Annotated in this window: 12 protein-coding genes, 1 tRNA gene and 1 pseudogene; 8 read left to right on the plus strand and 6 right to left on the minus strand. The window is 41.5% G+C overall.

What is annotated here, in order from left to right; translation table 11 throughout:
• Positions 1-136 precede the first annotated feature (136 nt).
• Positions 137-286, minus strand: a pseudogene (locus tag V7L29_RS13750) (carbohydrate porin); the annotation flags it as partial.
• A 537-nt stretch (positions 287-823) separates the two neighbouring features.
• Between V7L29_RS13750 and V7L29_RS13755 the strand changes: the two are divergent.
• Positions 824-1,522, plus strand: coding sequence for an Npun_F0296 family exosortase-dependent surface protein (locus tag V7L29_RS13755; RefSeq protein WP_334735830.1), 699 nt, complete (start codon positions 824-826; stop codon positions 1,520-1,522).
• A gap of 152 nt (positions 1,523-1,674) precedes the next feature.
• Here the strand turns inward: V7L29_RS13755 and V7L29_RS13760 are convergent, their stop codons facing one another.
• On the minus strand, positions 1,675-3,294 hold the full coding sequence (locus tag V7L29_RS13760; protein WP_334693406.1) for an iron uptake porin: 1,620 nt from the start codon (positions 3,292-3,294) through the stop codon (positions 1,675-1,677).
• Between the two features lie 405 nt (positions 3,295-3,699).
• Here V7L29_RS13760 and V7L29_RS13765 point away from each other — a divergent pair, with 405 nt between their 5' ends.
• The 4 genes from V7L29_RS13765 to V7L29_RS13780 all read left to right on the plus strand — a co-directional run bounded on the left by V7L29_RS13765 (position 3,700) and on the right by V7L29_RS13780 (position 6,548).
• On the plus strand, positions 3,700-4,641 hold the full coding sequence (locus tag V7L29_RS13765) for a metal ABC transporter substrate-binding protein (RefSeq protein WP_334735854.1): 942 nt from the start codon (positions 3,700-3,702) through the stop codon (positions 4,639-4,641).
• Between the two features lie 102 nt (positions 4,642-4,743).
• On the plus strand, positions 4,744-5,520 hold the full coding sequence (locus V7L29_RS13770) for a metal ABC transporter ATP-binding protein (protein ID WP_334693405.1): 777 nt from the start codon (positions 4,744-4,746) through the stop codon (positions 5,518-5,520).
• 11 nt (positions 5,521-5,531) lie between these two features.
• A complete protein-coding gene (locus V7L29_RS13775) occupies positions 5,532-6,401 on the plus strand; it encodes a metal ABC transporter permease (protein ID WP_334735855.1) in 870 nt (289 codons plus the stop codon).
• 74 nt (positions 6,402-6,475) lie between these two features.
• Positions 6,476-6,548 (plus strand) — tRNA-Phe (locus tag V7L29_RS13780).
• Between the two features lie 376 nt (positions 6,549-6,924).
• On the opposite strand, the gene V7L29_RS13785 is transcribed toward V7L29_RS13780, so the two are convergent.
• The 3 genes from V7L29_RS13785 to V7L29_RS13795 form a co-directional block, all read right to left on the minus strand.
• Complete coding sequence (locus V7L29_RS13785) at positions 6,925-8,160, minus strand: DUF445 domain-containing protein (RefSeq protein WP_334693403.1); 1,236 nt, start codon at positions 8,158-8,160, stop codon at positions 6,925-6,927.
• Between the two features lie 190 nt (positions 8,161-8,350).
• A complete protein-coding gene (ubiE, locus tag V7L29_RS13790) occupies positions 8,351-9,046 on the minus strand; it encodes a bifunctional demethylmenaquinone methyltransferase/2-methoxy-6-polyprenyl-1,4-benzoquinol methylase UbiE (protein WP_334735856.1) in 696 nt (231 codons plus the stop codon).
• Positions 9,047-9,260: 214 nt separating this feature from the next.
• Complete coding sequence (locus V7L29_RS13795) at positions 9,261-10,217, minus strand: response regulator (RefSeq protein WP_334735831.1); 957 nt, start codon at positions 10,215-10,217, stop codon at positions 9,261-9,263.
• A gap of 421 nt (positions 10,218-10,638) precedes the next feature.
• Here V7L29_RS13795 and V7L29_RS13800 point away from each other — a divergent pair, with 421 nt between their 5' ends.
• The 3 genes from V7L29_RS13800 (at position 10,639) to aqpZ (ending at position 13,311) form a co-directional block, all read left to right on the plus strand.
• Entirely contained in the window at positions 10,639-11,727 is a 1,089-nt protein-coding gene (locus tag V7L29_RS13800; protein WP_334735832.1) for a RuBisCO accumulation factor 1, read from the plus strand.
• 15 nt (positions 11,728-11,742) lie between these two features.
• Positions 11,743-11,991, plus strand: coding sequence for a hypothetical protein (locus V7L29_RS13805; protein ID WP_334735833.1), 249 nt, complete (start codon positions 11,743-11,745; stop codon positions 11,989-11,991).
• 546 nt (positions 11,992-12,537) lie between these two features.
• Positions 12,538-13,311 (plus strand): aquaporin Z, encoded by a 774-nt coding sequence (aqpZ, locus tag V7L29_RS13810; RefSeq protein ID WP_334735834.1) that lies wholly within the window; start codon positions 12,538-12,540, stop codon positions 13,309-13,311.
• Positions 13,312-13,655: 344 nt separating this feature from the next.
• Here aqpZ and V7L29_RS13815 read toward each other — a convergent pair whose 3' ends face one another.
• Positions 13,656-14,003 carry a winged helix-turn-helix transcriptional regulator gene (locus V7L29_RS13815; RefSeq protein ID WP_334693399.1) on the minus strand — a complete coding sequence of 116 codons (348 nt, stop codon included), beginning with the start codon at positions 14,001-14,003 and terminating at the stop codon, positions 13,656-13,658.
• Between the last annotated feature and the right edge of the window lie 99 nt (positions 14,004-14,102).

Consider the following 14,102-nt stretch of genomic DNA (forward strand, 5'->3'; position numbering starts at 1 on the left):
TGTTTGAAAAACTAACAATGTCCTTTTCATTTTAAAATATAAAACCTAGCAAAAATGCTGGGTTTTTATTTTGATATCATCCCAAAAAGCGAAGACGCAAAGAATTAATTTCCGTCTTCAGCTAAGATTGTGAAAATTAGAAAGTGAATGTAGTTCTGACTGTACCAATGACGATATCATCGTTGTCATTGTTATGATCTGGCGCTGTCAACCAGATAACTCCTGGGGTAATGCTGATATTGTCACTCAGCTTATATTGATAGAAACCTTCAATGTGATATGAAGTTAGGACTTACGCACTGTACAAATTAGCCATAATGCAAAATGCCCGTTTCAGGCGCTGCTCACAACGCTGATTTGGTGACATATTTACTGTGTTGGGTGTTAGATATGGCTCAAAAGCCCAAATTTATTATAGTACATATGTAATACATATGTATGATGCGTAAGTCTTAAAAGTGTCTGGATCTTTGTTGATACCTGCATTGCTGAGAGAATTGCTCACACTGCTAACTTTAGCTTCCATACTCACAATAATGCCTGCAATGTTACCTGTTTTACCAAGATCCGGGAAAGCCAGTGTGACAGCATAGTTCCAGATTTCATGTTCAATAATTATATAATTTTAACCTTTAGCTACGTATATATATATAGATATTTTATGAGGTAATTGTGTTTACATCCTTGATTTTAATTAGCTTTTTCCCATCTTTAGATTTATTGACTCAATAAATAGTTTTGGTAAAAATGATTTCTGCCTTCTACACAAATACCAGGACAATATGCCAAGGTATGGGTATCAAATGTTTAAGGAGATAAATCAATGTCTACTGTGCAAAAACTATCATTAGCCTTAGTTGGAACAGCAGTTGTTTTCATGAGTGCTAACCCAGCTAACGCTATTACCCTGACTAAAGGAAGCACAACTCCTACCCCAAATGGGATATTCTCTACTGTTCCTGGAGCTGTTACAGTTGATTTTAATAGTGGCGCAGCACCGACTACTGGATTTGCTCAATACTCTTCTGCTGTTGGTACTCCCACGGTAGTTCAAGGGACTCAACCTAGTCAATATGCTGCACCGGCTGGTGATGAAAGTCCATATTTAACCATTTCTCCCCTAAGCTCCAACGTTCCAGGCAGCACTGGTTCTGTGACGATTAATTTTGCTCAAGCACTTGATTATTTTGGCTTGCACTGGGGTTCAGTTGACACGTATAATTCGATCACATTTTTTAACGGCAATACTCTGTTGAATACCTTTACTGGCAGCCAAGTTCCTGGAACTACTGCTAGCGGTAATCAGACTAGTCCTCAGGATAATGTTTTCGTTAATTTCCTCGCAGATCCGGGAGAGACTTTTGATAAAGTAGTTTTAAGCTCAACTGGTATTGCATTTGAAACTGATAACCATAGCTACAGATTAGCTAGTGTCCCTGAACCTACTGCAACATTGGGCTTGCTAGCGTTGGGTGTTATGAGTGCTGGTTCATTTGTCAAACGGAAATCAAAGTTAGTTTAAACTCATCTATTTACACTGTTTGAAAAACTAATAATGTCCTTCTTTTTTTAAGATATAAAACCCAGCAAAAATGCTGGGTTTTTATTTTGATATCATCCCAAAAAGCGAAGACGTAAAGAATTAATTTCCGTCTTCAGCTAAGATTGGGAAAATTAGAAAGTAAATGTGGTTCTGACTGTACCAATGACGATATCATCGTTGTCATTGTTATGATCTGGCGCTGTCAACCAGATAACTCCTGGGGTAATACTGATATTGTCACTCAGCTTATATTGATAGAAACCTTCAATGTGATATGAAGTGTCTGGATCTTTGTTAATACCTGCATTGCTGAGAGAATTGCTCACACTGGTAACTTTAGGTTCCATACCCACAATAATGCCTGCAATGTTACCTGTTTTACCAAGATCCGGGAAAGCCAGTGTGACGGCATAGTTCCAGATGTCAGCATCACCAACCGAAAGGACGCGGGCTTTGGTTAAGCCAGCCCAACCACCAATCACAAATTTTGAGCTAGGTTGGAAGGATGCTTCAATACCGTAGGAGTTGCTAGTAGCATTCTGCAATATGTTGTCATTAGCGTTATTGCTACCACCACTACCATTGGCAAAAAAAGTATTTTTGTAAGCGTTAATGTAGGTCAAACCAAGGGTAATTTGGTTGATAGGCTTAACAGTTAACTGCCCCATAGCACCATAAGCACCGTTGAACAGTCCAGAGCCTAGCTGAGGGTTAGCAGCATCATTCGCTAAATACCCGAAGCTTAATTCCAGCTGATCACTAAACTCGTGTTTGACTCCTATACCAGTACCATTGACTAGATAATAAATTGGGTTGCGAGTCCCAAAATGGGAAAGGGCACCGCTACCACCGTCCCCATCAAGGTACGGATTGACTGTGTTAGTGAAATCATCAATTGCACCTGCATTTGCTTCCAGAATGATGTCTGTCTTATTACCGAGAGGGAACTGATACAACAGTGCGTCTATCACAACTCCATTACTGTTGTTACCACCAGCAAATCGGAAGTCACCTTCTGGTGTAAAGGTGGCAGTCTGAGAGAAGGGGTCTAGATTTGTTGCCTGAAGTCGTGTTCTGAGTAAATCTTTACCAGTGAAACTGGTGTCGAGGTTCAGACGCACCCGGTCTGCAAGGACAGTATTTTGGTTGACTTTTTGACCGTTAACTGTATTTCCACTGATAACATCTGCGATCGCTATTACCACTTCCCCATTCAGTTTGGTTGTGGTTGAGAACTGATTCGCCTCCAATTCAGCATTGCGTGCTTCTACTGCATCCACACGACCTCGGAGTGTCGCCAGTTCTGCTGAAAAATCTTCTTGCAGCTTTTGTAATGTGGCTAAATCTTGTTTGTTAACTAAATCGCCAGTGGCTGTAGCAATAAGTTCGTTAACGCGATCAAGACAAGCATTCAAACCAGCAGCAAACTCATATCGCGTTAACGCCCGATTACCGCGATAAGTGCTATTTGGGTATCCTGCAATACAGCCATAGCGCTCAACCAAGGACTGCAATGCTTGGAATGCCCAGTCAGTGGGTTGTACGTCGGAAAATTGAGACACGGAGGTAACTTGCGCCATTGTCTGATCTGGCGCTATGTTCTGAACTTTTGTGTCTGGATTAACTAAAACTTGCGGTTGATTGATTTCAGACGTGTTGGATATTTCACCTGCAAATGTAGCAGTATTCACAAATAGCATTACACCGCAAATTGCTGGACTAACTAGCAGATATTTACAGAATTTTTGCATTTTTCTCCTCACACTTATCTCCAATTCACACCCAAACCACGTTTTTTTAAACGTGTATTTTATGAGAATATTTGTCAGTAATTTTATCAGAATTAAACAAATTTTTTAACAAGAAAAGTCAAGAAATCCTAATTATTCAGGAAAAACTAAATTGCAGAGGGCTGTACCGTCTAAAAAAGTTTTGTTGTTACTCATTACACAAGAAACCGAGAATGATATTATGTGGATCAAATGAGAATGAGAATTATTATAGTATAAAATTGAGAATAGGTTTCATCGTCATAGGAATTGTGACACAGGCAGAGCAAGCATCAGTTTTGAGGAGAAAACACGGTGATTGTGAATTGCAGAGGACTTAGAACAAGCAGACAAAGAAGCGGCATCTTGCCCATAATTGCTGTGCTGATGTTGTCAATGGCTACTGGCTGTAGTCAATCGAATAGGAATCAGGGAACAACTTCGCAACAGTCGCCGCAAGCACAGGAAGCTGCCTCTACCCCACCGGCGCAGTCGGGAAAAACTAAAGTAGTGACGACATTTTTGCCGATATATTTGTTTACTAAGGCAGTGGCTCTTAATGTCGCAGATGTAGAAATTCTAGTGCCACCTGGTACGGAGGTACATGAATACCAAGTGACACCCGAAAATGTCAAAGCGATCGCTACTGCGAATGTGTTAGTCAAAAATGGTTTAGGTTTGGAGGAATTTCTAGAAGATACTGTCAAAAATGCCCAAAATCCCAAATTGACTGAAATTGATGCTAGTAAAGGTATCAAACCCTTAAGTGAAATCTCACCTGTTGTGAAAACGGTGCAAGAGGAAAAAGACCACGAACATGTCCAAGGTAATCCTCACGTTTGGTTAGATCCAGTTTTGGCAAAACAGCAGGTAACAAATATTCGGGATGGATTGATTGCTGCTGACCCTGCAAATAAAGCTACTTATGAGACCAATGCTGCGGCTTATATTAAAAAATTAGAAAGTTTAAACAGTGAATTTCAGCAAACTTTGCAGAAAACTCCTAGTTGCACCTTTATTACCTTTCATGATGCGTTTCCATATTTAGCTAAACGCTATAACCTCAAGCAAGTTGCTGTGGTCCAAATTCCCGAAGACCAACTTTCACCAACGGATGTGCAAAATGCAGTCAATGCCGTGAAAAAGTACAAAGTTAAAGCTTTATTTAGCGAACCAGGAGTAGATAACAAACTGCTGGTAAGCCTCTCCAAAGACTTGAAGTTAACTTTGCGTCCTCTGGATTCTTTGGAAACTGGCGAAACAGATCCGCAACATTATTTTAAGGCGATGAAAGCTAATTTCCAAACTCTGCAAACGGCGTGTAAATAGGTTTGTCATTTGTCCTTTGTCCTTTGCAAATGACCAATTACTAATACTTCGGCTTCACTCAGTACAAGTGACTAATGACCAATGACTAATGACTAATGACTAATGACCAATGACATTGCTATTTTGAAAGTAGAAGGATTAACTGTCTATCAAGGCAGCTATCTAGCTGTTCGAGATGTTTCTTTTGAATTGTTGCCAGGAACAGATACAGCCATAGTTGGCCCCAATGGTGCTGGTAAAAGTACCCTGGTAAAAGCGGTTTTAGATTTGATACCTCGAAGTGCTGGTACGATTGAAATATTGGGTCGTCCAATTGCAAGGCTGGGACGTTTACGTCACATGTTGGGCTATATGCCGCAAAACTTCATCTTTGACCGTAGCTTTCCTATTTCTGTCAGCGAATTAGTGGGACTGGGATGGATTAAAGAAGGTAAAACAAAAGATTCATTTTTCTTTAAGCTGTTGAGACAAGAGCGAGAAAAATCGGTAGCAGTAGTAGAAGCTTTACGGCGAACCGATGCTTATCATTTACAGCATCAAGCTATTGGTACTCTTAGCGGTGGTCAACTCAAGCGGGTTTTATTGGCTTATTGTTTGGTAATGCCTCGGAAACTGTTGATACTAGATGAAGCCTTTGCTGGTGTTGATGTGCAAGGTGCAGCAGATTTTTATGCTTTGCTAAATGAATTAAAGCGGCAGGAGGGTTGGGCGGTATTGCAAGTTTCTCATGATATTGATATGGTAAATCGCCATTGCGATCGCGTGCTTTGCCTAAACCAAAGCATTGTTTGTACTGGTAAGCCGGAAATTGCCCTTTCACCGCAAAACCTGTTAGCAACCTATGGCCCAGGTTTCAGTCGCTACCAGCACCAACATTAATGCCCATAAGTATGAATTTCTTCAATGATTGTCAGATAGCAAGGCTAGCGATTGCCAATAGTAATGACTTGGTAACCTTGTTACAATTCCCCTTTATGCAGCGGGCGATCGCAGGTGCTGTATTAATGGGAATACTTGGCGGTATGTTGGGCTGTTTTGTCACCTTGCGCCAGTTATCTTTTTTCAGCCATGCGGTTGGTCATGCAGCATTAGTAGGTGTAGCGTTAGGTGTGCTGCTACAAATAAATCCTACTTGGATGCTGTTACCTTTTACCTTAGTTTTTGGCGTTATTGTCCTCTACTTCATCGACAAAACCGACTTAGCTAGCGATAGCGTCCTTAGCATAGTGCTATCTGGAGCATTAGCGATCGGTGTGATTCTCACGAGCCTGATTAAAGGATATCGTGGTAACTTGATGGCTGTACTGTTCGGCGATATTCTGGCGATCAATACCACAGATTTAATTTTAACGCTGCTAGTACTTGTGGGAGGTAGCATATTTTTATTATCAACCCTGCGGCAGCAAATTTTATTGACCCTAAACCCCGATGTCGCGCAAGTTCAAGGTATTCCCGTCCAATTGTATCGCTATGTGTTTGTGATCTTGCTTTCACTCGCCGTTACTGTAGCAATTAAAGCTGTCGGCGTTTTACTAGTGAACGCCTTTTTGGTCATTCCCGCCTCTACTGCCAAACTGCTGAGTCACCACTTTAGCCGCTTTCTAGTCATATCAGTGATAGTTGGTTCTATCAGCAGCATTGCTGGCATCATTGTGTCAGGTATTTTCAACCTTGCTTCTGGCCCAAGTATTGTTCTTGTCCAGTTTCTGCTATTTGTAGCCGTTTTCATTTGGTTCAAGTTGAGCTTGAAAGCTGCATAAATATTTTTCTCCAAGACCTTGCTATACTCTTTGATGTTTGCTACAGTGATTAATCGTGGCTCAAAAAAGCCCCAGCCGGGATAGCTCAGTTGGTAGAGCAGAGGACTGAAAATCCTCGTGTCACCAGTTCAAGTCTGGTTCCTGGCATCTTCTGCTTCGTTTGGCATGTCGCTTAATCCAAGGTGTGGCGTTACCGCTCTAATCAACCGGGACTTAAACATTTTTTTGGAACAAACAAGCCTCAAACCCATACAGGGTAAGGGGAATACACCAAATACTCAAAAATGACCCAAACCCAGATATATCAATCAACTAAGCCTAACGATGTCAAAGTCTTTCTGTATATAGATTTGAGGCTATTTTTTGGGTGTTTTTTGTCTAAGTCCCGTTAGTTAAAATTCGTGCCACTATTGCTTTCAAAGAAATAAAGCTAAATAAAGGCTTAGATTTAATTCAAGAGCTTTTAGTCGAAGATAAAAGCAATCAAGAAAAGTGACCAAAAATTTATTAATAACTAACCATACTACTGTTGAACCAACAGTAAAAATACTGTCTGGAACAACCCCACAACAAAACCCAAAACACCACCTAAAGTCACAATCGCCTGCAATTCATTTTTTACAATCCCCTCAATTGCAGCTTCTAAATCAGCGGGTGAAGTTGATTTCACACGGTCAACTATCACTTCATCTATCGACAAAATCGGAATCGCCTGCGCCACAATTACTTCTAAATCTTTTTCCAAATACTTATCTAAAATTAAAGCCAACTCTTGGCTCATGACTTCTAAAGAAGTACTAACAACAGGTGAAGTACTAAGACGATTCAGCAGCACTCCAGCAATATTTTCCCAATCAACAGAATCAGTTAATCCTTGTAAAAAATCGCTGCCACTGTTTTGCAGGTAATGGCGGACACTTTCACGGGTGGTCTTTCGGAGTTGGCGCACCGTACCCATTGGCAAGTTTTGTAATGATAAATTTTGCAGTAATTTCCTAATGCGATCGCGCATTTGCAAATCTTGAGTCAATTCCTGCAAGCGAGTATTAGTAGCCTCCTTTTCATCCAAGCAAAAAGTCCGTAACCGTGTAAGAGTATTACGTAAGCCAAATAAATTCGCTACTACCCAATAAGTACCACTGGTTTTTTCGCGGAAGCCTTCATCAATAATTTGAATTGTCCGATCAGTTAAAAAATCAATTATCGTCTGCCGCAGCACATCTGGCGGTAAAACTGCTTGCAACAACCAATCAGCAAGCCGTGTGGCTTGTTCTTCACTCAATTGAAATTCCAGCAATATCTGGTCAAAAATTTGATTGATCTGCGCTTCCAAAAAGTCTTCACGTCGCGCTAAAACCTTGAGTAATCGAGGCAAGGATTCCCCTAGTAAATCCCGCAAAATTCCCGCCACAATTTTGGCACTTTTTTGGTTTTTATCTGTTTTGATTTGTTCAATCGCCAGCCGCAACAACCAGAGAATTGCTACTTGCACGCGTTCTGTTTGCAACAAACGCCGCGCCAGATTTTGCAATTCTTGTGGTGTCAGTAATGACCCCATGATTGTATTGGAAATGTTTTTAGCCAGACGTTCCTGGTTGCGGGGAATCAATCCAGGGGTGAAGGGTACTCTTCGTCCAGCAATGTAAATTGCTCGGTAAGGACGGAACAACATTTTAATGGCTATATCATTTGTGAAATAGCCAATAATTCCACCCAGTACCGGGGGAGACACATAAAGCCAAAGATGAGACCAGTCCAAGGGAAGAATTAAAAAAGTTAAGAGTTTAGAGTTAGGAGCAAAGCCGGAGACGCTCTGCCTCCGGTTAGGAGTTAGAAGAGACGCGATTAATCGCGTCTGTACAGGAGTTAAGAGTTAGGAATGATAAATTTTAAATGAGAATTTATCACTACTGATAATTCATAACTTCTAACTTATAACTCCTAACTCCTCACTCATTTTTCTTGACTACCAGCACTCCCATCATACCGTTCGCAATGGGGTAGTGTGTGGCAACAGCAAAACCAACTTGATGAGCTAACTCTATTTGCTCTTTCCCAATCGGAAAGCGGTCTAAGCTGGGACTGATGTAAGCATATTCTTCTTTTAAACCTAAATAATTGGCAACTGGCACCACGAAACCGTCTAGATACCACCGCTGAAAGGTACGTAGCTGAAGATTACTCGGTCGATGAAAGTCTAAAATTGCGGCTTTAGTACCTGGCTTCAAAACACGATATAACTCTTGGAGACTGCGGGGAATATCTTTAACATTTCTTAAACCATAGCCCATTGTTGCGGCATCAAATTGGTTATCGTCAAAGGGTAAATTTAGCACATCAGCTTCTACCCAGGTGATAGCAGGTTGGGGGTACTGCCTTTGGGAACGCTCTTTAGCAGTTTCTAGCAGGTTTGGGGAAAAATCTACTCCGTACACCTGTCCTGTTGCTCCTACACGCCGTGCCAAACGTAAGGCTAAATCACCACTACCGCAACACAAATCTAATGTAGTATCACCCGATTTAGCTGCACTCCATTTAACTGCCATTTCCTTCCATATTCGATGCTGTCCCAGACTCAACCAGTCGTTCAACTGGTCATAAACTGGAGCAATACGGTTAAAAATGGACTGAATTTCGTTAGTCATTGGGCATTGGGCATGGGGCATTGGGGAGCCAGCGCAGTCTTCTCCCAAAGGGAGACGCCAAAGGCGATAGCGCAGCCTCTTCGAGTCATCGAGCGTCTGGGGGTTTCCCCCATGAGCGACTGGCGTCCGGCTCTGCCGACTTAAAGCAAGTGGCATCATTGGGCATTAGTCATTGGTTTTTGACAAAGGACAAATGACTAATGACTAATGACAACTACACAATGGTTTGATGGCAGCCACTACTAGTAAGAGCGATCGCCACCAGTTGCGCTAATAAATTAATTAGCATTAATTCATCTTCTCGCAAAGTGTAGGGTTGTTTCCACTGTAGCGACAATACGCCCAAAAGTTCATTGCGGTAGCTAATCGGTATAACTAAATGTGCTTGTACATCCGTATTTTGGTAGTGAATAACATCAACTAACTTAGTGTCTTTAAGTACATTTAAGGAAAGTTGCATTTTCCCAGTGGCGATCGCTTCCCCTGTTAGTGGGTCTTGAGATAGCCAGTTCTCTATTGTACCTGTATCGCTGTAAGTTCCTTGAGTCGCAACCAGAGTATTTCCATCTGTAAGTTGTAGGATACAGCCTTCTGCTCCAAAAGTTTCACTCACAGCCTTAGCAATTGGAGCAAGAGTTTCCTCTAAGCTAGAAGCTGCTTGAGTTATCTGTACCAAAACACTCAGCAGCGCCATTTGAGCATGAACACGACGTAATTCTTCTGTACGTTGCTTGAGCAAGTCGTAGGTTTCTGCGGCTCTTTGCACCACTGCCTTCAGTTCCCCTGGATCCCAAGGCTTGGTGATATATTTGTAGACTTGCCCCGCATTAATTGCCTCTACCAAGTCTTCAATATCAGTAAATCCGGTGAGAATTATTCTTACTGTATCGGGAAATTGAGGCACAGTCTTGCTGAGAAACTCAGTTCCTTTCATTTCTGGCATCCGTTGATCGGAGATAATCACCGCTACCTCCCCTTCTGCTGCTAAAACTTGTAGGGCGTTCACCCCACTATCAGCTTTCAGAACATTAAAGTCGCGTCGAAATGTGCGATAAAGCAGATCGAGATTATCTGGCTCATCGTCAACTACCAGGATTTTCAGCTTTTTTGGTCGTTCGAGAGTCATTACTTGATATTGAACTTTATCAATTTCGAGACTGGGCTTATCCATAAGATATTTCCTTTAAATATTCACTATCTTGTTATATTCCATACCAAGTTTAGTTGAGAATAGCTCAAGTTTATCAGGGGTTTTTACGGACTTAATTTGCATGTTTAAATACGGTAACTGTGAGTGTTACAGAGGATATTTGCCTGCCCAAATATCTGAAGAAAGAAAACCAACTAAATCAGCCTAATGTGGCGGTTTTGATCATCGATGAGGTAAGTTAACAAACGTCCTTTCGATACAACGCGTAGTAGGGACGTACAGCTAGTTATACGCCCCTACGATCTGTATTCCACAAAATTAAAGTCGAGATAAGTTTCTACAGATCAACTCAAGGCAGTAGGTCTGGGTAGTTCATAGATTAGAATAAGACTTGCTCATGAGGTGTTAATCAACCTCTCAAGTTGAAGCTCGCACTCCTTTTATGACTGATTTACCACCCAACGCTGAGAATCCCGAAGAAAATGCTACCAACGATGTAGCACAAGAGTTACTGCGAAGGCTGAGGCAAAAACAAGGCAACTGGGTGGAATGGGGAATGGCGATCGCCTCGTTGCTAAAAGCCGGTTACAATCCCCAAGACATTTTTGAGGCGACTGGATTTGAGCCGATTCAACAAAATCAGGTGACTGTTGGTTCTCAAGTTTACAATTCTTTGGAAAAGTTTGGAGTATCGGAAACAACGCGATCACACTATGCAACACGCGGCAGTGATGTTTTATACGAACTGCGTTTGCTTACTCAAGAAGAACGCGCCGCCGCTGCTGAACTAATCTTTGTCCACAAACTTGACGCCTATGAAGTGAAGGAAGTGGCAAAAGCAATTAAAGAATTCTCCTACTTCCGCACTTTGCCAGAAGGGTTTTCTGCCCATCCGGGGGATGCCGTTGCTCACCAAATTTGGAAACTGGCACGCCAAAATGTAGATTTACAACAGCGATCGCGCCTGATCGCCAAAGGTTTACGCTTTGCTCACACGCCAGCAGCAAGGCAAAAAATCGAGCAACTACTGACTGATTTTACTACCGTTCCCCAGCGTCCAGCGCCAATTTTACCCTTTTACCGCCTGGAATTTGAGGAACAGTTACCGCGTATTTTACCTGTGGTAGGCGAGTTGCCATTATCACGGCAAGACTTGCAAGCTGTGCCCATACTGACAGAAATGGAACCATTTCGCATGGTCAAGTTTTCTGGAGAGCAAGCTTGGGTGCCGTTACCAGGTTGGCAAGTGCTGTTGGCGGCAGAAGATCCAGTAGTGATTTTAGCGAATAGCGATCGCTTCTCCATCCAAACCCAAAGCCAAACGGAGCCAGTCTTAGTTGTGGTAGATCGTGCCCAACGACAATGGGATGCCTCTAGCTACTTTGTTGTTGAAAATGGTGGTGAATTAGATTTTCAGTGGTTTGAAACTGAGCCAGAAATCCCTCTACTGGGACAAATTATCATCATTGTGCGTCCTAAGAAAATTCTAGATGAAGAATTAACTAAGGATTCTTGGCAAATTGACGAATAAATTCAATTTTAGATTTTGCGAAAAGTCCGAACTAAGGCTTCCTTAACTCGGACTTCTCTTTGCGTCTGTTATGTCTTTGTGTCAGCCTTAAGAGTAGGGGTACGCAGACTCGTTGACGGAGCCTCTCGTAGAGAAGCAGCTGCGCTAACTGATGCCTGCGGCGGGCTGCGCCAACGGCGGGAAACGACGCGATACACTTTTCACTGCGGCAAGCCACTACGCGTCTACGTTAAAAAAATTGACTTTAACAAAGACGGGACTTAGGCAAAAAGGCAGTGAAAGCCTTGATTTACCGTAGGGGCAATTCATGTAGACGCTGCATCGGCTTCCCGTAGGGTATTGCCCCTACATTTCGTACTTTATGCGTAAGTCCTAAAAGAGTTTTAGCCTTAACCCAAGCGAATTGTATTATAAGTATTTAACCGGACATGATATTACATCTCCTGAACGGTTATCAAGTAACTGAATGTAACAGAAAAAACCCAGATTTTTTAAGCTTAAAGTGTATCAAATCATTGCAAAATTCAAATTTATTTGAATATTTTTGTCAGAAAACGCACTAATTCAATAATTTCAATAAATGTATCAGTTAAGCAAAATTATTAAGAAATTAAACGAATTTTTGGTAATTTTAGTTTTTTTGGTATATTCATATTTTATCACCACAATTTATTTTTTCAATTTAGTTTCATAATAAAACAACCTGAATCGGTTTTCTGATAACAGCAATGACTCAAACTTTCTGTCATTTAACTATCAGTTTATAACATTCAGTTTTTCCTTTGTAGCTGAATAAGGAGTTTTCCAAAAATGTCTCTAATCAAACGTTGTTTTGCCGAATTTATCGGCACATTCTGGCTTGTTTTAGGTGGCTGTGGTAGTGCTGTTCTAGCCGCAGCCTACACAGCAGATGCTGCAAAAATCAGCGAGAATACTTCTTTTCCATTGGGGATTGGATTAGTAGGTGTATCTTTGGCATTCGGACTTACCGTCCTCACAGGGGCTTATGCTCTTGGTCATATTTCTGGTGGTCATTTCAATCCAGCTGTTTCCTTTGGACTATGGGCAGGTAAGCGCTTTCCGGCGTCTGACTTACTACCTTATATTGCCTCTCAAGTAATTGGTGCAGTTGTTAGTGCGGGCATTATCTACCTGATTGCTAGTGGCAAAACTGGATTTTCCCTGACTGGCTCCAACCCATTGGCTACTAACGGCTATGGGACTCACTCTCCAGGTGGTTACACGCTGTTTGCTTGCCTGATTACTGAAGTTGTAATGACTTTCATGTTTCTGCTGATTATTCTGGGTGTGACTGATAGCCGTGCTCCTAAAGGATTTGCACCATTGGCAATTGGTTTTGGACTCACGTTGATTCACCTGATTAGCATTCCTGTAACCAATACCTCGGTTAATCCTGCCCGTAGTACTGGAGTTGCTCTATTTGCAGGTGTAGAACTCTTTTCGCAAGTCTGGCTGTTCTGGATAGCTCCTATCTTGGGAGCCATTTTAGCAGGATGGTTGTACGTAGCCGTCTTTAGTGAATCAACTGTCGAAGAACGGCAAAATGTCAAAGAGCTAGTCTAAAAGTCATTTTCAATTATACGATTTGGCCTGATATTACTGGTTTTTATAGCAGTTCATCAAAACGGGCAATAGTTGGATCTGCTTTGTGCCTATAATCAATCTTCAGGTGAAGCTGCGTAGGCGCAGCCTGCCATAGGCATCGCTTGAAATTTAGTTTTTAGATTTCTTAACAATCCCCTGACTAAACAAATTAGCTAAACGTTATTTGTTCAGTCAGGAGATTGACAAAAGATAGTAAATATATATACATATATTTGATACAACACCAAGCTACTCAATTAACTCTATTCAAAAAAGTTGCAGCTACCTGTACCTAATTCAACCCATCTACTTATTACTCATAATCAATATTGATGGTGATTTTTTGGAGTTAAATGTTGAACAGCCCATTCATGCATAGCATAAAGAATCGGTTGCAAAGTTTCTCCTAAAGGTGTTAGTGAATATTCTACCTTTGGTGGAATTTGGGGATAAACTTGTCGATGAATAATGCCGTCTTCCTCCATTTCTCTAAGTTGTTGGGTCAGCATCTTTTGCGTAACTCCAGGTAAAGCCCGTTGCAACTGGCCAAACCGTTTGACGCCAATCATTAATTCTCTAATAATCAAAACTTTCCAGCGTCCGCCAATCACCTTTAGGGTAGTTTCTACTTCACAAGTCAGCCTGCTATTATTTTCTGCTTCAGCTTTCATAGTTAGTTTTTAGGAAGTACCTTACTGAGGTTTGCTGGGTAGTACCGCTAGTTAAAAGTATGGCTACATCCATAACACTCCACAAGATTTAACTGCTCT

Source organism: Nostoc sp., from assembly GCF_036916575.1.
Lineage (GTDB): Bacteria > Cyanobacteriota > Cyanobacteriia > Cyanobacteriales > Nostocaceae > Nostoc.